This is a genomic window from Nostocoides australiense Ben110 (genome assembly GCF_001050535.1).
GTDB classification, from domain to species: domain Bacteria; phylum Actinomycetota; class Actinomycetes; order Actinomycetales; family Dermatophilaceae; genus Nostocoides_A; species Nostocoides_A australiense.
Map to the genome: position 1 here is coordinate 357,251 of NZ_HG764815.1, position 18,022 is coordinate 375,272.

Here is an 18,022-nt window from a genome sequence, read left to right on the forward strand (position 1 = left end):
CCCGAGTTCGCCGGCGCGGCCGGCGTGGGTGACCGTCGCGACGCGTCCCCCCACGCGGTCGGCAGCCTCGAGCACCTCGACGCGCAGACCGCTCGCCACGGCATACTCTGCGGCCGCAAGGCCGGCCACCCCGGCCCCGACGACGACGACGTCCATCTGGGTCACGTCGCCACTCCGCCGTGCACGATCGCGGACATGGGCCGGCGCGGGAAAATGCCTGGCCGCCAGACGAACAGGCTCGAGGCGACACGGGCTCCCGGACGTTGGGACCGGAGCGAGCGGATCGCGAGCGGGACGACGGCGCGCACCAGAGCCGTCCCCAGGCAGACATGAGCCCCATGGCCGAAGGCCAGATGCGCGCTGGCGGCCGGCCGCTGCGCGTCGACACGATCCGGGTCGGGGAACCGGCGGCCATCACGATTCGCCGACCCGAGATGAATGAGGACTTGCGCCCCCGCCGGGATGGCCCCGGACGGCACCGTCAACGCGCTGATGGTGCGGCGCGCGACGAACGGGATCGGCGTATGCCAGCGGATCACGTCGTCGCACCACGGCTCCAGGTCCGCGTCCGCCGGACCGTCGTCAGGCAAGGCCAGTTCCAGCGCCGTCGTCACGACCTCCGCCAGCGGCGACCAGCCGCCGACGACGGCCAGCGAGACGATCCCGCGGGCTTGTTCGGGCGTGATGCCGAATCGCGATGGCAACTGTGCCAGAAGCGAATTGGGCGCCGTTGCGACGAGCCGCTCGACATAGCCGTCGAACTCGCCCATCGCCAAGGCGCCCTGCGCGGCCTGGGCCGGTGACGGCATGGGGTCGATCGCGACGCTCACGGCCCGGGCGTGCCGGTCGAAGTCACCGAATCGGGCGTGGTCGGCCAGGCCGAGGATCTCCAGCAGCGCCAGCGTCGCCAGCGGCTCGGCATACGCGCTCGTGATGTCGAAGCGGGCGGGCAACTCGGAGACGAGATTGCCGGCAGCGGCGGCGAGCGCCCCGGAGGACGCGCGCACCGCGGCCGGCCCGAGCAGCGCCGCGCCGGGGCGACGCAGCGAATCGTGTTCTGCGCCGTCGGTATTGAGCATCGACACCGGCGCTCCCGACCGCCGGCTACGCTCTTCCTGGCCACCCGCCGCCGAACAGGCCGGGTCGCGCAGGGCGGCTTCGGTGTCGGCCGCGCGGGTGAGCACATAGACCGGCTCGGGTCCCGGCAAGCGGTGGACCGGATCGTGCTCGCGCAGGTGACTCAGCGTGGGTTCGGGGTTGATCGCGAAGAGCGGAGAGAAGATGGGTGCGACGCCGGGAGGTGCCGCGGGGCTGTCGGTCGTGGTCGTCATCAGCGCACCTTCGGGCCTCGCCACTTGAAGGTGATTGCCGTCAGGAAGCCGGCCAGCAGCACCCAGAAACCGAGCGCCATCGCGATGAGGGGGAGGTTCCACACCCCGCCCGGCTCGACCGCGGAGAACCCGTCGGGCAGGAAGACATAACGCAGCCCTTGGGTCATCCACTTCAGCGGGAAGATCCCGGCCGTCGTCTGCATCCACTCCGGCAGTTGGTTGAAGGGGAAGAAGACACCGGAGATGAACTGCAGCACCAGGAACGGTGGGGTGACGATGGCCGCGGCGCTGTTGGCGGACGGGATCAACGCGGTGTAGGCGAGGCCGCTGAGCGCGCAGGCAGCCGTGCCGAGGACGAAGATCCACCCGAAGGCGATCCAGTGGTCGGCGTCGCTCGGCAGGTCCAGTCCGAACAGGGCGGTGCCGAGCGCGATGAGGATCAGCGCCTCCAGGAGGGAGGTGACGAGCACCAGCACGACCTTGCCGACGAAGTAGCTGGCCTTGGGCATGGGCGACCCGGCGAGCCGGCGGATCAGACCCATCTCCCGTTCGAGGGCGACATTGATGGCCAGGCCGGTGAAGGCGGTGCTCATGATGCCCGCGGCGACGATCCCTGCGACGAAGTACTGCTTGAAGTCGGTGTCGGTCCCCTCGATCTTGCCGCTGAAGATGGATCCGAAGATCATCAGCAGGATCACCGGCAGCGCGAGGGTGAACACGACCGATTGCGGGTTGCGGAAGAAGACGCGCAACTCGCTTACGGAGCGCGCGAGACTGGTGCGCCACAACCCGGGGAGGGGCCGATGTGCGGGCGCGGGTGGAGCCGAGGACGCGGTGGTCGTCGGGCGGCTGGAGGTCATCGTCATCGCTGGGCGTCCTCTCGCTGGATCAACCGCAGGTAGGTGTCTTCCAAGGTGGGCCGGCTGACGGTCAGGCCGGGGATCTCGCCGAAACCCTGTTCGCGGGCCAGGCGGGTGAGCCGTTCGACGACGGCGGTGGGCTGGTCGGTGCCGATGAGCACCCCGCCGCGCCGGTCCGCCCGGGCGTCGGGTTCGAGGACGCCGAGGTCGGACGGTATGACGCCCGCCACCCCCTCGAGATCGGTGACGGTGACATTGGCGCTGTAGCCGGCGGTGCGGCCGAGTTCGTCGATCGTGCCGATCGCGAGCATCCGTCCGGCGGCGATGACCCCGGCACGGTCGGCGAGGGTCTCGGCCTCGTCGAGGTAGTGCGTGGTCAAGACGGTGGTGGCGCCGAGTTCGCGGAAGTAGTCGACGAGGTCCCAGGCCTCCCGCCGCGCCTGCGGGTCCAGGCCGGTGGGCGGCGCGTCGAGGAAGATCAGTTCCGGCTTGCCGACCACCCCGACCGCGACGTCGAGCCGGCGCTTCTGCCCGCCGGAGAGCGCATTCGTCTTCGCGCCGGCCTTCGCGGTCAGGCCGACCATGGAGATCAGTTCGTCGGTGGGGATGGGATCGGAGTAGAAGGTGGCGAACATCTCGACCACTTCACGGACGGTGAGGTTGAGGTAGTCGCCGGTGTTCTGCGGCACGACGCCCAGGCGGTTGCGCCACTGGCGGCTGTCGTGATGGGGGTCCTCCCCCAGCACGCTGACGGTGCCACCGGTGCGGCGCTGCACGCCGCAGAGCATGTCGACCGTGGTGGTCTTGCCGGCCCCGTTGGGTCCGAGGAGGGCGAAGACCTCGCCGGGCCGGACCTGCAGGTCGAGATGGTCCACGGCCGCGAAATCACCGTAGGTCTTGCGCAAGCCCTGCACGTCGATGGGGAGGTGATCGGTGATCGTTGTCATGTTCCACTCCTTCCGGTGGCATCAGTCTTGGCGGGCCTTGGCGGTGGTAACACCCCGCGCACCTACTCATCCCCCGGGGTGTCGTACGTAAATGGATGCGCACTGTGTCCTCCGGGGACAGCGACGGGCGTGAGGCGCTGATTGCGCCTCACGCCCGGGTGCGTGGCTGGTCGTCAGCAGCAGCAGCAGCAGCACGGAACTTCGCCGGCAGCCACTTCGCTCAGGTCGCTCTCGGAGAGGATGCCCTCCTCGGTGGACGGCGCGGCCGGCAGGTGGATCTGCACCTTGCCGGACTTCAGGCCGGCCTCGAAGATCGCCTCCTGGGCGTCGAGGGCGGCTTCGTTCGACTTCCCCTCGTAGGGGTTGACCTCGCCCTGGCCGTGCCGGATGACCTCGACGTCGACGCCATCGGGGATGACGATGCCGACCTCGGCAAGGGCACCCTTGGCGTCGGCGTCGATGCGGGCCCCGAAGCCCTCGTCCGTCCAGTCCTTGACGAGGAGCTGAAGGTACTGCTCGCGGAACTCGTTGCTGCTCATAGTTTTTCTCCTTATTGGTTGGTTTCGTTCGAAGGTGAACGGTTGGGGGTGGTTGGTGTCAGATCGTGCAGGAGCTGCAGGCCGGGCAGCAGCAGCAGCAGTAGGTCGTGCCGGCGGCGATGACGCCGAGTTCCTCGGCGTTGAGATCGGCCGTGTCGACGACCGGGGCGGTCGGCATGTGGAAGACGAAGTGGCCGCTTTCGAGACCGGCCTCGTAGAGGGCGACCTGCTTGTCGACGTCTCCGTCCCGGCGGGCCTCGCCCACCTGGTCGGGCGTGTGACGGATGATCTCGATCGTGGCGCCGGGGGGAAGTTCCATGCCGACCGACACGAGCGCCTCACGCGGGTTGCGGTCGAGCTGACCGGCGAAGTCCTCGTCGCACCAGCTCTGGAGCAAGGCCTGCGAGTAGGACTTGATGAACTGGGTCCGGGCGGCTTGTCGCATGACCAGCCCTTAGCCGCAGCAGCAGCAGGGGCAGCAGCAGCAGGCGATCGTCAGACCGCCGGCGACGCCCGCCAGCTCGTCGATGTCGATCTCGGAGGTGTCGATCTGGGGGGTCGACGGCATGTGGAACTCGAAACGCCCGGACTCCAGCCCGGCCTCGTAGAGTGCCACCTGGTTGTCCAGACGCGCCTTGGGCTCATCCCCGGTGGCCTCGTTCGCCGAGCCGCGCGTGACGACGATCTCTGCCCCCGCGGGGAGGTCCAGGCCGACCTCGGCGAAGGCGGCCCGGGGGTCGCTCTCGAGGCGGGCGGCATACTCGTCGTTGGACCAGCTCGCGAGGAGGGCCTTGGTGTAGGCGTCGATGAACTCGTTCTTCTGGGTCTCGCTGATCGCCATGATTGTGGCCTTTCTCTGATTCGATAGGGGGCCCCTGCATTCAGGCCTGCCCCACTGTCGGGCGGCGACCCGTACGCGGGGGAAGAGCGCAACGGGCTTAACGCGCACGTAGCGCCCGCGGCGGCCGTTCGTATGCCGCTGCACCGCATACGCAGCGCGTCCCCGCGCCCTCGGGTCCACAGTCGACAGCGCACGACTCGCCGTAATGGCACTTCCATTACGGCGAGTCGTGCGCTTTCGACTGGCCCCAGGAGGGATGGTCAGCCGCAGCAGCAGCAGGGGCAGCAGCACGAACAGCACGTGATGCCGCCGGAAACCGACGCCAGGTCCTCGATGTCGAGCTCGGCGGTGTCGATCTGCGGTGTCGCCGGCATGTGGAACTCGAAGTGACCGGAGGCGAACCCGGCCTCGTACAGGTCGACCTGTCGTTGCAGGCGAGCCTGGGGTTCGACGGTTTCGACCGTCGTGCTTGCCGGCGCGCCGGTTTCGACGTGAACGCTTGCACCGGCGGGCAGGAACAGACCCACCTCGGCCAGCGCGGTCCGCGGGTCACTCTCGAGTCGAGAGGCGTAGTCCTCGTCCGACCAACTGGCGAGCAACGCCTTGGTGTAGGCGTCGACGAAGTCGCCCTTCTGCTTCTCAGAAATTGCCATGCGGTCCTTCTCCTTTCAGCGGTTCGGTTGCGGCGCGGGAAAAGCGACGTGGCCGGGTCCAGCGGACCCGGCCACGTCGCTCTGGGCGAGGGTCAGCCGCAGCAGCAGCAGGGGCAGCAGCAGCAGTAGATGCCACCACCGGCGATGCCGGCGAGCTCGTCGACGTCGAGCTCGGAGGTGTCGATCTGGGGGGTGGACGGCATGTGGAATTCGAACCGCCCGGACTCCAGGCCGGCCTCGTACAGGGCGACCTGGTTGTCCAGTCGGCCCTGCGCGTCTCCTTCGCTGGACACCTCCGCCGCGCCGCGGGTCACGACAATCGTCGCGTCGGCGGGCAGGTCCAGGCCGACCTCGGCCAGCGCCGCGCGCGGGTCGCTCTCGAGGCGGGCGGCGTACTCGTCGCTCGACCAGCTGGCCAGGAGGGCCTTGGTGTACGCGTCGACGAACTCGTTCTTCTGGTTCTCATTGAGCGCCATGGCTTGTGCCTTTCTTCCTTATGTGGGTGTCGGCCGGGGCTGCCCTGTGCCTCCCTGGCACTGCCCATCCTGTGCGGCGATCCCCCGCGCACCGGAAGCCTTCTTGACGCCGAATGCCCACCTAGGACAACACTTTTCGCTTCGTTTGGTACCCAGCCCATACGCAAGGGGTACGTAGCCGGTGGCCGCGGACACGAATGCGGGGCCTCCGGTCCGGAGGCCCCGCGGCATCTGTGCGAAGCGTCAGGCGTCGACCTCCTGACGGCGGGCGAGTTGGGCGAACAGACCGTCCTCGTCGGCCATCAACTCCTCGTGCGTGCCCTGCTGCACGATCGTCCCGCCATCCATGACGTAGATGCGGTCGGCACCGATGATGGTCGACATTCGATGGGCCACAACGATTCTCGTGGCGTTGAGGGCGCGCGTCGCATCGGCGACGATCCGCTGTGTCGGATTGTCCAGGGCGCTGGTGGCTTCGTCGAAGATGACGAATCGGGGACGATTGACGAGCGCTCGGGCGATCATGAGGCGCTGCACCTGGCCGCCTGACAGGCCCTGAGAGGATTCGTTCACGACCGTTGCCAAGCCCATCGGCATGGCCCGGATGTCGTCCGCGAGACCAGCCATCTCGGCGGCCTCCCAGAGATCGTCGTCCGAATAGTTGCCTCCCGCAGAGATATTCGCTCGCATGTCCCCGGCCATCAGGGCCCCGGCCTGCAGCACCACGCCGCATTGACCGCGCACCGCGGACAGGTCGAGTTCGCCGAGGTCCTGGCCGTCGTAGAGCACGGCCCCACTCACCGGTTTGGCGAACCCCAGCAGCATCCGGACGACCGTGGACTTGCCGCTTCCGGACGGCCCGACGATCGCGACGAACTCGCCCGGGTTGACGTCGATGGAGACATCGTCGAGCACGAGCGGCCCGTCCAGGCCGTAGCGGAAGGAGACGCCCCGCAGGGTGACGCTGCCGGACAGATCGCCCGGGTGGGCCTTGCCGACGCCGGCCTCCGGTTCGGCCTGGAGGATGGGCTCCATCGATCCGAGCATCGGGATGATCGCCGCGGCCGTCAGGACACTCCCGGTGAACTGCAGGAGCGCATTGATCAGCAAGGTGGCCGAGGTGAGGAATGACAGCAGGGTCGATAGGCCAGGTTGCGGATCGAGGCGCGTCGCGACGATGAACAGGACGGCCAGGGCGAAGATCGGATAGACCGCGTTGAGCGCGGTGACCCGGTCCTGGATACGCCGGCTCGCCAGCGCGTGGACCTGCACGACCCGCTGCTGATCGGACCAGCGCAGGAAGGCGCGTTCCTCCGCGGCGGAAGCGCGGATCTTCGACATCGCCGACAACACCTCATACCCCATGCCCGTCAGCTGCTGCTCTGCCTCGTAGCGCCGCCGCTCGTGGGTGAGCACCTGCTTGCCGAGGAGCCACGACGCGACGGTCGGGACGACCGCCAGCGCCAGCGCGACGAGGGCCAGGATCGTGTTGAAGAAGAAGACGAGGATGAGGTTCGCCACGACGACGACCAGGCCGAGGGTGGCGGCGACGACGACCCCCGAGAGCGCCTCTTGGGCGGCCTTGACACTCAAGACGATGGTGCAGAGCCGGCCGGTCGAATAGCGCTGGAAGAAGGTCACAGGCAGGTCGAGCAGCCGGCCCCAGACGCCTGTCTGCGAACTCGCGGTGACGGATCCCTGCAGGCGCAACACGGTCAGGTTCTGGACGATCGCGAACGCCGCGCCGACCAGACCGCTGAGCACGATCGCCAATCCCGCTTGCACGATCATCGACCGGTTCGCGGAGGCGACATAGTCGCCCAAGACGCGTCCGCTGAGCACCGGGGTCAGCAGACCGAGGATCCCGATGAGGGCGGCCATGGTCCCGAACAGCCAGAAGTCTCCGGAGCGTCCGCGCAGGCTGTGGCCCAGCAAGCTCTTGACCGACGTAACGGAGAGCGGCAGGCGAGGATAGACGGCCCACACGTGGCGCCCGGCGCTGAACTGGTTGTCCGACGTGATCCGCACGGGATCGTCGAGCCAGCGGGCCTGGACGACGTAACCGCCGTCGCGGAAGACGAAAGCACTCGGCAGATGGTCCGGCCCCCAGTAGCCGGCAACCGGCCCCATGTCCTTGGTCCACCAGCGGCCCTCGAGTTTGATCGCCCGCGTCCGGACCCAGCCGCCGGAGGACAGCTGGTCGTAGTCGCCGATATCGCGACGCGACGAGATGGTCTCCGGCACAGCCGGATCCGCCTTCATCTCCGCCAGGACACGGGTGACGGCGTCGACATGGCCGGAGGTGACACCGCGCACGTCGAGGCTGTCGCGCAGCAGGAGGGTGTCATTGCCGCGGCGCACGAGCATCGTGGCCTCGGCGTCGCGATCCGTCGCGCGCTGCACCGCTTCGAGGGAAGTCAGTTCGTCGCGCTCGACGAGGCGGTCGATGAAATAGAGGAAGCGGGACCAGTGGGAGACCAACGCCCGCCAGAGGCCGTCGCGTTCGTGCACCTGAGACGTGGTCCAGGTCCGCAGCCGGCTTTCCTGGGTCACCCGCAGCCAGTCCTGCCGGGTGACACACACCGTCTCGCCGACGCCGTACTCGCGTTCGTCCATGCCGTGGAAGACCCTTCCCTGGGTGACTTCCACCCACAGGACATCGACGATGGGACGCACGATGTCGCCGTCCTCGAATTCGTTGACGGCATTCCCGGCGAGGACCCGGAAGTCCCGGGGCGGCAGTTCGCGCTGCACGCCGCGCGTGATCTTGCGCAGGGTCGATTCGATGCCGCTGACGAGGCCGGAGACCACCTGCTCGGGTGTCTCCGGGTCGCGCAGCAGCGCGTGCACCGAATTCAGCGGCGCGATCCGCAACTCGGCATCCCCGACCCGACGACACAGCACCCGGTGCCGGGGGCCGCGCACCGGGCCGGCGATGACGTCACCCGGGCCGGCCCGGCCCACGCCATGCCAGGGCCCCACCGGCTGATCGTCGCGGACCTGCACGGCGAAGAGATCGACCTCACCGGCCTCGACGATGAACAGGTCGTCGGCACCGAGGACCAGATGCATGTCCCGCTGCGACCAGATCACCGGGAAGCTCTCCGGAAGGTCCGCAGCCCATGACCCCGACGGGCCGATCTCGTTGGCCATCACTGCTTCTCCTGGTTAGAGGCGTCGGACTCGACGAGTGATCGATAGTGCCCGTCGAGGGCCATGAGGTCCTCATGCCGGCCCGACTCCACGACGCGTCCCTGGTCGATCACGAGGATCACGTCGGCATCCCGCACCGTCGAGAGACGGTGCGCGATGAGCATCAGGGCACACCCGCGGCGGCGCAGATTGTCCATGACGAGACGTTCGGTCGAGGTGTCGAGGGCACTGGTCGCCTCGTCGAGGATGAGCAACGTCGGATTGCTCACCAGGGCGCGCGCCAGCTCGAGCCGTTGCCGTTGCCCGCCAGAGAAGTTCGTGCCGCCCTCGGCGATCCGGGAACTGAGGCCACCGGCCCGGTGCGCGATCACCCCGTCGATCTCGGCGTCCGACAACGCTCGCAGGATCGTCGCCTCACTGATCTCGTCGTCCCACAGACACACGTTGTCGCGGATCGTCCCCTCGAAGAGACTGCTGCGCTGATCGACATACGCCACCGACCGGGCCATGGACTGTCGGCTCCAGGCCTGCCGCGGCTCCCCGTCATACAGCACCCTCCCGGCACTCGGCTGCAGCAGCCCGGCCGCCAGTTTGGCGATCGTGCTCTTGCCCGACCCGGACGCGCCGACGAGCGCCACGCGCATCCCCGGCTCGAGATCGAGGTTAAAGTCGACGACGAGCGGCGCCTGCAGCGGCCCGAAGGTGAAGTCGACACGGTCGAAGGTGACATTGCCGGTCAGCACCCGGGTTTGCCCCGCATCAGTGGTGGTGAAGGCCAGGTCGAGCTCGTACTTCTCCGCGTCGCGCAGCCGCTGCAGTTGGGCGCCCAACTCCTGGATCTGCCCAGCCTGGTTGGTCAGCTGGGTCAGCGGGCGGGTGAAGGTGGTCAGCAGCGCCTGGAAGGCGAACAGGACGCCCACCGTCATCGCGCCGTCGACGACCCGCAGCCCGCCGATCAGGATGACGATCCCGGAGTTGACGGTTGCCAGCAGCGGCGGCATGACCGTGAGCAAGGCGGTGGGCACGCCGAGCTTCTGCGACTCGCTCATCGCCTTCGCCATCGACCCCGACCACCGGCCAAATGAGGCGTGCTCGGTGCCGCAGGACTTCACCGTCTCGATCGCGGAGATGGTATGCAGCGTGGCCACGGCGAGCCGGGATTCCTCGGCTTCGAGTGCGGTCGCGCTGTCGACGCGACGACGCATCACCGCGCGCAACACGATGAGGTTGAGCATGGCGATGCCGATGGCGATCGTGCCCAACAGGAGGTCCTGGAAGAGCAGCGCCCCGCCATAGACGACGATCAGCAGCAGGTTGACGGTCGTGACGACCAGGTCGCGGGTCAGGGTCTGGGCGACCTGCCTGTTGCTCGACAGGCGCCGGCCCAGTTCGCCTGCGCGGCGTTGCAGGAAGAAGCCGAGCGGCAGCCGCAGCAGCCGATACAGGAAGCGGCCGGCGGAGACGAGCGCGCTGCGTGATTCGGCCAGGCGCAGGTTGTGGGTCTGCACGCGAGTCAGGATCAATGTCGCTGCGGCGCAGGCGGTCAGGCCGAGCAGCATGGGGATCAGGGAGGTCCCCTCGGTGCCGAAGACCCGGTCGATGTAGTACTGCGTGAAGACCGGCACGACCACGCCGGGAATCACGAGCAGGACACTCGCGACGAGAGCGAGCGTTAGAGCCCGCCCGGTGCCGGAAATACGCTCCCGGAGCATACTCAACGTCTTGGTAGGGGCACCGCCGGTAATGAAGTCGTCGCCGGGCACCAGGTCCAGGACGATGCCGGTGAATCCCTGGTCGAACTCCGTGAGCGGCATCCGCCGCGGACCGGAGGCCGGGTCGTTGATGAGGACCATCGTCTGCCCGCCGCGGCGTTCGAACCCGTTGACGACCATGAAGTGCTGGAAGGCCCAGAAGATGATGACCGGATGATCCAGCGCCATCATGGGCTGGATCTCCATGCGCCGGCCGACCCCGACCAGGCCGTAGCTCTGAGCCGCCTCGACGACATTCTTGGCGGAGGAGCCGTCACGGGAGATGCCGCACGCGATGCGCAGTTCTTCCAGCGGGACGAACCGGCCGTAGTGCGACAGCAGGATGCTCAACGACGCCGCCCCGCACTCGGCGGCCTCCATCTGGATGACCGACGGAGTCCGGCGGACCCGGGCCCGCCGCGGCGCCAGCCCGGCACATTCGCGTTCGATCCGCGGGCGGGTGCCGCGCTTGAGGGTGGGCATGGCTCACAGCCCCAGCAGATACGAGACCGGACGCACACCACCGAGTGACAATTCGGCGTGCACCGGTGTGCGAGAACGTAACTCAGCGGGCGGGCCGGAGGCGCTGGTCCAGGCGTAGCCGCTGACCGTGGCGGCGTCCGGCAGCAGCTGGACGTCGACGGCATACACCGGCGACTCCTGCGACCCCTCGATGGGAGCCGTCGCCGGATAGTCGCTGACCGCGGTCACGACCCCCTTGAGGCGACCGAACGCGCGCGGGTTGACTCCGGGCACGGACATGTTCACCTGCTGATCGACGTGGACGAAGGGCACGAGGTCGCCGCTGACGAGGAGGGTGGCCGACAACGGCTGCTCGGCGTTGTCGATGCGCTCGACGCTCGCGACGACGTCCCCGGCTGCGACATAACTGCCGAGCCCGCTCGGGATCGCGATCACGCGGCCGTCGGCGAGGGAGGTGACCTGGGTGTCATTGCCGAACCGGTCCCGGACGGTGGCGAGCACGTCGCCGCTGCGCACCACCTGGCCGGGCGCGACCGCCAGGCCGGTGACGCTGCCGGCGACGGCCGCCTCGACCGACTCCACCCCGCCGGAATAGGAGACCATGCCGTCGACGGAGATCGACCGGGGCAGCGAGCCGAGGAAGGCCCACAACCCGATCATGACCGTCGTGATCAGGACGGTGAACACGGCGACCCAGCCTTGCGGAGACGCGAGCAGCAGCGGTGAGTCGAGCTGGTCTGGATGTCGTTGCCGCTCAAGGGCTTTGAACCGGAACTTCATGGCCGGCCCCAGGGGTCCGCTTCGGTGCGGTCCGCCACCCCGAGCACCATCATGCCGACCGGTCCCTCATCCAGCGGGTGCTCACCGGTGACCTGGGCGAAGAGCGTCGACGACGTGCCGCCGATGCCGCATACGCCCAGGCCCGCCGCCTCACCGGCGAGATAGGTCGTCTGGTAGAGCACCCCGACATGCTTGGTCAGCAGGGCATACGGCATACCCTGGTATTTCCACATGAGTCGTCCGAAGCGGGCCGAGATGATCATGACGATCGGGGCCGGGACCTCGGCCCGCAACGGGATCTGGGCGTCGGCGCTCAGCCGCGTGCGCGCCAACGGGTCGGCGCTGATCAGGTCCAACTCGTGCCGCAGCGGGGCATACCGGTAGATGCCCGGGTCGAGTCCCGCGACGTCGTTGATGACGAGATAGGTGTCGAGTTCGTGGATCGAACCGCCGCTGGGGTAGGGGCGATCGACGACGTCGAGCCCGTGATCGTCGGGGAAGGTCTGGCGGGCGCGCACCGTGCGATAGAGCACCTGCGACAGCTGGGCGAGCGTGGTCTTGCCGGCCTGGAAGCTGCGGAAGCTGCGGCGCTTCTCGATGGCGTCGATGACCGGCGCACCCTTGGGCTCGCTCTCGTCGGGGACGGGCAGGGCGATGCTGGCCCCGGGGGCGGGCCGGTCGTATGGCAGTGGGTCGAACTCCGCCGCGAGGTGATAGGTCCCGCCGTAACCGTCGTTGCCCCGGGATTCGGAGACCCGCCGGTGGAACCACGCGTCACTCGGATCCCATTGCCGCACACGGCGATCGGCGGCCTCGTCAGGCGTGAGAAGGAGACCCGCGGAGAAGAGCAGATCGGCCACGGGGCCCGGCAGGCTTCCGTGTCCCTCCTCGACCAGGCGTCCGAAGAGCTCCGGAATCAGCCCGACCTTCAGGTGCGTCGCGCCCGACTCCAGCTGGACGAAGCCGTCGGCGAGCGTGGCGATCAACAGCGGGCTGAGGGTGCGCACCTGCCCGTCGTCCGGCATACGGCTCACGGCGCAGGGCATCGCCCCGGCCGTGCGCAGCCACGCGCGGAGGTTTCCGTCGGCGACCACCCGATGCTCCAGGACGCCCAAGGACTGCAGCCGGGCCAGCACGACCTGGACGGTCATCGCGGCGCCGAAGGACCCGGAGGCGACGACGGCGTCGCGGGCGATCTCCTCCGCCGAACGGTCGGTCGTCAGTCCCGCCAGGCTTGCGCTCACCCCGGCCTCGGTGACGGGAAGGGTCTGGCTCCACCCGGGGGCGTCGATGACGAGCCCCTCCGGCTCGGCCCGCAGCGACACCCCGGGCCGCACGGCCAGCGTGAGCTTCTCGGTCATGGTCAGCATGGCAGCTCCTCCTTCGGGTCGGATGCAGGTCAGAAGAAGACGCCGATGGGGTTGACCTCGGCCTCGGTCAGCGGAGTGTCCCGCCAGCCGAGAGCGACCGGGACGTCATAGATGCGTCCCGGGCCCGTGCGGCGCCAGAAGTGGCGCATGCCCGGCACGAGGACCTTCGCGACGGCGAGGTCGATGTCCGGCCGGGTCTGGTTGACCACGACGGTCTCCATGCCGGAGGCGGCGAGGTCGTCGACGCAGAAGCGCACGATGTCGCCCAGGGTAGTCGGGAGGTCCCGCTCGAGGGACTCGAGGGTCTTCAGGGGCACATTGGGGTCCGGGGCCACCCAGGGGTCGGACTCCACGGTACGGGTCTGGCACCACTCCAGGGTGGCCGCGTCGTCGACCGAGTAGATCGTGTTGCCGTCGGCGTCCCGTTGGCGGATGAACGGCAGGAACTGGTTGAGCTCGGTCAGGGCCCGGAAGAACGCGATGTGCGGGTCGGGGTGGGCGCCGAAGCCGACCATGAGGTCCTGCACCTCGTGGTGCCGCTTGGAGAAGGCGGCGAACGTCGGGACGCTGAGGTCGTTGGAGAGGTCGAGGACCCAGATGTCGCGGTCCATGGTCGCGTAGAAGTCCTGCATCTGCTTGACGTAGGGGTCCTGCACGCTCGCGAGGTCGATACCGGGACGGGCGATCCGGTTGAACCACCACAGCGCCACCGCGTCGCGCTCGTAGACTTCGCACAAGCCCTGCAGGACGGCCTCGTCGATGACATTGCCGGAGGCTCCGCCGTTGCTGTCGGTCATCGTGTAGAGGTGGTCGCGCTGGTCCAGGTCGGGGTGACCGAACCACACCATCGCCGAGGGGACGAGGACCTCCTCGCCGGTGGTCAGCGACCGGCCGGCGGTGAAGTGCACCGGGCGGTCCTCGTCGAAAATCATCGGGATCTTCTGCAACCGGTTGCGCGGGTCCCTGTTCCACTCGTCGCGGCTGTCGTATTGCGCGTCGGAGTAGTTCAGATACGCCCGGGGGTGGATTGCCCTGGTGCTCAACGAGTTCCACGTCGTCAGGGTCTCGGGGATGTCCGGGGTCCACACGCCGGAGTAGCGCTCGATGGCCTCGCAGATGCCCGACACCTTGGCCTGTGTCTCGGTGCGGCCCTTGCCCCCGGACTGGCCGCGCATATTGTTGCGCAGCAGGTCCATGTTGTCGCCCATCATCCCGAAGTTGTGACCGGCGGCGTAGGAGTGGGTGATCCCTTCCTCGTCGACGTTGAGGGTCACCAGGCGGGAGACGGCGCCGCACACGTGGCTGATGTGGTGCTCCAGACGCTCGAACGTCTCCTTCGGTGTGCAGACCCGGTAGCCGCCGTCCTCGAGGTGCAAGGCGGGATAGTTGCCGAGGATGACCTCGCTGGTGCGCCGCAGGCTCGCGGGGTCGTCGACGCTGAACTGCGGGTTCTTGACGACGGTGTGTTCGCGCATCTCGTAGGTCTTGACGTCGATCGATCGCATCGAGCCCGCGAGTTCGCCCGGCATCCCGGCGGCCACGGCGAAGATCTCGTTGGCCAGGATGCCGGTGGCCAGGGCGACGCCGCCGGGTGAGACACCGATGGGCTTGACGGCCGGATAGCTGCGCCCCACCTTGCCCGTGACATAACGCTCCACCTGCCGGTTGGCCTGGATGCGGTCGGCGAGCGACTCCCAGCAGGCGGTCTCGCCCGGGAGGATGCGCGGACCGGCGTAGACCTCCCGGCCCATCGGCTTGGTCAGGATCCAGTGCTGGCCGTCGAGGAACCGCTTGTTGATCTCCCGCAGGGCCGGGTCGAGGTAGTCACCGGCCACGACCACGACGAGATCGGCGTCGATATCGCCCGACAGGTCGACCGTTGACACAGCCAGCTGGGGGTATGCCGCGAGGGCCCCCGAAAGGCTCTCGCCCAGAGCACAATCGACAAGGTCGAGCACGCCGACGGTGAAGGTGCGCTGGTTGCCGGCGAAGTCGTCCGTCGCCTTGCCGAAGCTCTCGAGATAGGTCGTGGCCGGATCGTCCGCGCTGTCCCGGGAGATGACATGTCCGGCCCGCTGCAGCTTCGCGACCTCGAGGAAGACCTGCTCGGGGCTTAAGGTCCCGGCGAGTTCGTTCATCAGTTGCGGGATGGCGCGTTCGCCGTTGATCAGGGCGGCCACGGCGGCCGTGTTCGGGTTCTCGACGATCACGCTCGTCTCGTCGTTGAGCAGGAAGAGCTTCGTGCCATCGATGACGTCGACGGCAAGGCTGTCACGAAAACGCAAGGGATTCACGCCTGGTCCTTTCACGGCCACGGTGCTGGGAAGTGTTGTGCGGGAAGCGAAGCTGGTCCCACGCGCTGCGTGGGCGGACCCTGAGCGGGGCCTAGTAGCGGGGGCGGCGCATGAGCAGCCAGCCGGCGACGAAGCCGACCATGCCGACAGCGGCGAAGGCGATGGCCGAGGTGGTGCCGGCCGGTTCGGCCTGGAGGTTCACCGCGGCGAGAACGACGCCGACGATGCCCCAGATGAAGCAGAAGATGGCGAGGAAGACTTTCAGATTGCTGTTCACCGGAGGGTCCCTTTCTGCTGGCGCGGCACGTCAGACCGCGGCGTTGGGCTTGCGGGCGTGGACACTGTGGACATTGATGGAGATGAAGGCGTTGGGGTCGCGGCGTAGTCGTTCCCACGACCAGCCCACGACGGCGAGCTGTTCGACGGAGAGCACTCCGGCGGAGACGAGGGGGATATAGCGGTCCGGTCCCATGTGCACGCTGAACGCCGAGACGGGGTGGTCCTCCGTCGTCACCGTGGCCGCGACCGGGGTGACCTCCTCGAAGCCGGCGTTGTCGAGTTCGGCCGGGATCTTCTTGACGACCAGCCGGTCGCCGCCGTTCTCGCCCTGGATCCGTTGCAGTTCGCCGAAGATCTCGACGAGGCCGCGCGTGACCATGCCCGAGCTGCGACCGACATCGCTGTCGTCGACGTCGATGACGTGGATCCGGCCGCCGGGACGCAGCACGCGCCACAGTTCGGCGAAGACGTCCATCCGCTGCCGCGGCGTGAGATGTTGCGCGACAAAGCGCATGAGCACGTCGTCGGCAGCGTTGTCCGGCAACGGGATCCGGCCGTCCTTCACGGCGAGCGTCGGCGGCGGCACGGTGGCCAGCAGGCTGAGGTCGTTGTCGGCGCCATAGACGACGGCATCCGGCAACTCGGCACGCAGGCGCTCGGTGACGGCGCCGTTGCCGCTGCCGAAGTCGACGACCACACCGTCGGTGGTGAGCCCGAACGCCCTGAGGCTCTGCAGTTCTCGAGGGAAGGTGAGCGCCGCCTGACGATCCAGTCGGTCGAACTCGATGTCCCGTGCGTATCCGGTACCGACGCTGTAGCTGGAAGTCATGGCCCTACCCAAATGGGCTCAGGCCTTGCGGCTCAACGCCTCCCGGGGCTAATACGTACTCCCCCGCGGGCGGGTCAGCATCGTCTCGGTATCAGCCCTTGAGCTTCGCGTCGTCGAAGGCGAGCAGGCTGCCGCCGTAGCAGGCGACCCAGACCGACTTGGTGGTCGGCTCGTAGGTGATACCGATCGGCGAGGCGTCGGTCTTGACGGTCTGCATCGCCGCCATCGTGGCGGTGGCGATCTTGGTCATCGAGCCCTCGCCGTAGTTCACGACATAGACGGCGAGACCGTCGCTGCTGATCGCCATGCTCCGCGGCTCGGAGCCGACCGTGGCGGTGGCGAGGGTGGCGCCGGTGGCGCGATCGAGCTTGACGACGGTGCCCGAGGAGTTGTTGGTCACATAGAGGAACTTGCCGTCGGGGCTGGCGACGATGTGCCGGGGCCCGTTGCCCGGTTTGGCGAAGTCGGCGACCGCCTTGCTCGCGAGGTCGACGGTGACGACCTTGTTGGACCCCATCAGCGCGACATACGCGGTCTTGTTGTCCGGTCCGGCGACGATCCCGCGGGGATATCTGCCGCCCAAGTCGATCCGTGCCGTCTCCTTGGCGGCGACGGCGTCGATCACCGAGAGGTTCCAAGTGCACCAGTTGGTCACCAGGACGTTCTTGCCGTCCGGGGTGATCGCGACATACTTCGGCACGGCCCCGACGGGGACGACCTTGTCGATGGTGAGCGAGGCGACGTCGATGCGATAGACGTATGAGGTGTCGGTGCCGTCGCCGGCTGTGCACGAGTCGAGCCCTTCGGGGCCAAAACCCTTGCCGTACATAGAATAATTGGACACCCAGGCGTACTTGCCGTCGGGCGTGAACGCGACCTCGACGGGGGCGCCCTGCGAGAGACCGGGGTGCCCGCTGATGCCGAACTCGGCGAGGTCCACCGCATCCGGGATGGACTTGATCATCGTGCCGTCGGACGTGAACACCGACACCGAGTGCTTGTACATCATGTTCTGCGCGAACAGCACGCCGCTCGGACTGGCGACGATCGACTTCGGCGCCATGGCTGACGAAGCCAGGTGGAACTTCTGCACCATGGTCGTCTTGTCGGCCGGACCGGCCGCCCCCATCGCCGGCGTCGTGGTCGGTGTCACCCGCACGACTTTGGGCAGAGTGTCGTCGGGTGCGACCGTCGGCGCGGCGGTCGGGGCTTTCGTGACCGGCGCCGAGACCGTGGCCGCCTTGTCGTCACCTCCGAACAGCCCGCCGATCAGGCCGACGGCCCCCTTGACGACGAACCACAGGAGGAGCACCGCGACCGTCAGGATCGCCAGCGCCATGGCCCGCCGCAGGGCAAAGTTTGGCTTCTTGCGCGGCGGCCCCGGCCGTGGTCCGCGAGGTCTTCCCGGCCCGCCCGGTCCCCCGGGCCCACCGCCC

At 68.3% G+C, this 18,022-nt stretch carries 17 protein-coding genes; all 17 read right to left on the reverse strand.

Annotated features, from left to right (window positions below; translation table 11 throughout):
- The coding region (locus tag BN11_RS21550) for an FAD-dependent oxidoreductase (RefSeq protein ID WP_157044330.1) at window positions 1-156 on the reverse strand (156 nt) is incomplete at its 3' end.
- Between the two features lie 5 nt (window positions 157-161).
- The gene (locus tag BN11_RS01690; RefSeq protein ID WP_048693634.1) at window positions 162-1,331 is read right to left on the reverse strand and encodes a cytochrome P450; all 1,170 of its coding nucleotides are present in this window, start codon (window positions 1,329-1,331) and stop codon (window positions 162-164) included.
- Complete coding sequence (locus tag BN11_RS01695; RefSeq protein ID WP_083433448.1) at window positions 1,331-2,197, reverse strand: ABC transporter permease; 867 nt, start codon at window positions 2,195-2,197, stop codon at window positions 1,331-1,333. Before BN11_RS01695 ends, BN11_RS01690 begins: the two co-directional genes overlap by 1 nt.
- The gene (locus tag BN11_RS01700; RefSeq protein ID WP_048693637.1) at window positions 2,194-3,138 is read right to left on the reverse strand and encodes an ABC transporter ATP-binding protein; all 945 of its coding nucleotides are present in this window, start codon (window positions 3,136-3,138) and stop codon (window positions 2,194-2,196) included. The genes BN11_RS01695 and BN11_RS01700 overlap by 4 nt, the downstream gene beginning before the upstream one ends.
- 173 nt (window positions 3,139-3,311) lie before the next feature.
- The gene (locus BN11_RS01705) at window positions 3,312-3,677 is read right to left on the reverse strand and encodes a hypothetical protein (RefSeq protein ID WP_048693639.1); all 366 of its coding nucleotides are present in this window, start codon (window positions 3,675-3,677) and stop codon (window positions 3,312-3,314) included.
- Between the two features lie 58 nt (window positions 3,678-3,735).
- Window positions 3,736-4,122, reverse strand: coding sequence for a hypothetical protein (locus tag BN11_RS01710; protein ID WP_048693641.1), 387 nt, complete (start codon window positions 4,120-4,122; stop codon window positions 3,736-3,738).
- Between the two features lie 9 nt (window positions 4,123-4,131).
- Complete coding sequence (locus tag BN11_RS01715; RefSeq protein WP_048693643.1) at window positions 4,132-4,518, reverse strand: hypothetical protein; 387 nt, start codon at window positions 4,516-4,518, stop codon at window positions 4,132-4,134.
- Window positions 4,519-4,778: 260 nt separating this feature from the next.
- Entirely contained in the window at window positions 4,779-5,171 is a 393-nt protein-coding gene (locus tag BN11_RS01720; RefSeq protein WP_048693645.1) for a hypothetical protein, read from the reverse strand.
- Between the two features lie 92 nt (window positions 5,172-5,263).
- Complete coding sequence (locus tag BN11_RS01725) at window positions 5,264-5,647, reverse strand: hypothetical protein (protein WP_048693647.1); 384 nt, start codon at window positions 5,645-5,647, stop codon at window positions 5,264-5,266.
- Between the two features lie 243 nt (window positions 5,648-5,890).
- A complete protein-coding gene (locus BN11_RS01730) occupies window positions 5,891-8,800 on the reverse strand; it encodes an ATP-binding cassette domain-containing protein (protein WP_048693651.1) in 2,910 nt (969 codons plus the stop codon).
- On the reverse strand, window positions 8,800-11,034 hold the full coding sequence (locus BN11_RS01735; protein WP_048693654.1) for an NHLP family bacteriocin export ABC transporter peptidase/permease/ATPase subunit: 2,235 nt from the start codon (window positions 11,032-11,034) through the stop codon (window positions 8,800-8,802). Before BN11_RS01735 ends, BN11_RS01730 begins: the two co-directional genes overlap by 1 nt.
- 3 nt (window positions 11,035-11,037) lie before the next feature.
- Window positions 11,038-11,814: an HlyD family efflux transporter periplasmic adaptor subunit gene (locus BN11_RS01740; protein ID WP_048693656.1), complete on the reverse strand. Its 777-nt coding sequence runs from the start codon at window positions 11,812-11,814 to the stop codon at window positions 11,038-11,040.
- Window positions 11,811-13,184, reverse strand: coding sequence for a SagB family peptide dehydrogenase (locus tag BN11_RS01745; RefSeq protein WP_048693659.1), 1,374 nt, complete (start codon window positions 13,182-13,184; stop codon window positions 11,811-11,813). The genes BN11_RS01740 and BN11_RS01745 overlap by 4 nt, the downstream gene beginning before the upstream one ends.
- A gap of 29 nt (window positions 13,185-13,213) precedes the next feature.
- Window positions 13,214-15,478 carry a TOMM precursor leader peptide-binding protein gene (locus BN11_RS01750; protein ID WP_048693661.1) on the reverse strand — a complete coding sequence of 755 codons (2,265 nt, stop codon included), beginning with the start codon at window positions 15,476-15,478 and terminating at the stop codon, window positions 13,214-13,216.
- A gap of 91 nt (window positions 15,479-15,569) precedes the next feature.
- Window positions 15,570-15,755: a hypothetical protein gene (locus tag BN11_RS01755; RefSeq protein ID WP_048693664.1), complete on the reverse strand. Its 186-nt coding sequence runs from the start codon at window positions 15,753-15,755 to the stop codon at window positions 15,570-15,572.
- Window positions 15,756-15,785: 30 nt separating this feature from the next.
- A complete protein-coding gene (locus tag BN11_RS01760; RefSeq protein WP_048693667.1) occupies window positions 15,786-16,586 on the reverse strand; it encodes a class I SAM-dependent methyltransferase in 801 nt (266 codons plus the stop codon).
- 91 nt (window positions 16,587-16,677) lie between these two features.
- A complete protein-coding gene (locus BN11_RS01765; protein WP_048693671.1) occupies window positions 16,678-17,925 on the reverse strand; it encodes a YncE family protein in 1,248 nt (415 codons plus the stop codon).
- Between the last annotated feature and the right edge of the window lie 97 nt (window positions 17,926-18,022).

Bases quoted from the DNA above. Each gene is read 5' to 3' on its own strand.
- BN11_RS01690 (WP_048693634.1), bottom strand. From the start codon at position 1,331: ATGACGACCACGACCGACAGCCCCGCGGCACCTCCCGGCGTCGCACCC.
- BN11_RS01740 (WP_048693656.1), bottom strand. From the start codon at position 11,814: ATGAAGTTCCGGTTCAAAGCCCTTGAGCGGCAACGACATCCAGACCAG.
- BN11_RS01725 (WP_048693647.1), bottom strand. From the start codon at position 5,647: ATGGCGCTCAATGAGAACCAGAAGAACGAGTTCGTCGACGCGTACACC.
- BN11_RS01745 (WP_048693659.1), bottom strand. From the start codon at position 13,184: ATGCTGACCATGACCGAGAAGCTCACGCTGGCCGTGCGGCCCGGGGTG.
- BN11_RS01705 (WP_048693639.1), bottom strand. From the start codon at position 3,677: ATGAGCAGCAACGAGTTCCGCGAGCAGTACCTTCAGCTCCTCGTCAAG.
- BN11_RS01735 (WP_048693654.1), bottom strand. From the start codon at position 11,034: ATGCCCACCCTCAAGCGCGGCACCCGCCCGCGGATCGAACGCGAATGT.
- BN11_RS01710 (WP_048693641.1), bottom strand. From the start codon at position 4,122: ATGCGACAAGCCGCCCGGACCCAGTTCATCAAGTCCTACTCGCAGGCC.
- BN11_RS01715 (WP_048693643.1), bottom strand. From the start codon at position 4,518: ATGGCGATCAGCGAGACCCAGAAGAACGAGTTCATCGACGCCTACACC.
- BN11_RS01765 (WP_048693671.1), bottom strand. From the start codon at position 17,925: ATGGCGCTGGCGATCCTGACGGTCGCGGTGCTCCTCCTGTGGTTCGTC.
- BN11_RS01695 (WP_083433448.1), bottom strand. From the start codon at position 2,197: ATGACGATGACCTCCAGCCGCCCGACGACCACCGCGTCCTCGGCTCCA.
- BN11_RS01700 (WP_048693637.1), bottom strand. From the start codon at position 3,138: ATGACAACGATCACCGATCACCTCCCCATCGACGTGCAGGGCTTGCGC.
- BN11_RS01760 (WP_048693667.1), bottom strand. From the start codon at position 16,586: ATGACTTCCAGCTACAGCGTCGGTACCGGATACGCACGGGACATCGAG.
- BN11_RS01720 (WP_048693645.1), bottom strand. From the start codon at position 5,171: ATGGCAATTTCTGAGAAGCAGAAGGGCGACTTCGTCGACGCCTACACC.
- BN11_RS01730 (WP_048693651.1), bottom strand. From the start codon at position 8,800: ATGGCCAACGAGATCGGCCCGTCGGGGTCATGGGCTGCGGACCTTCCG.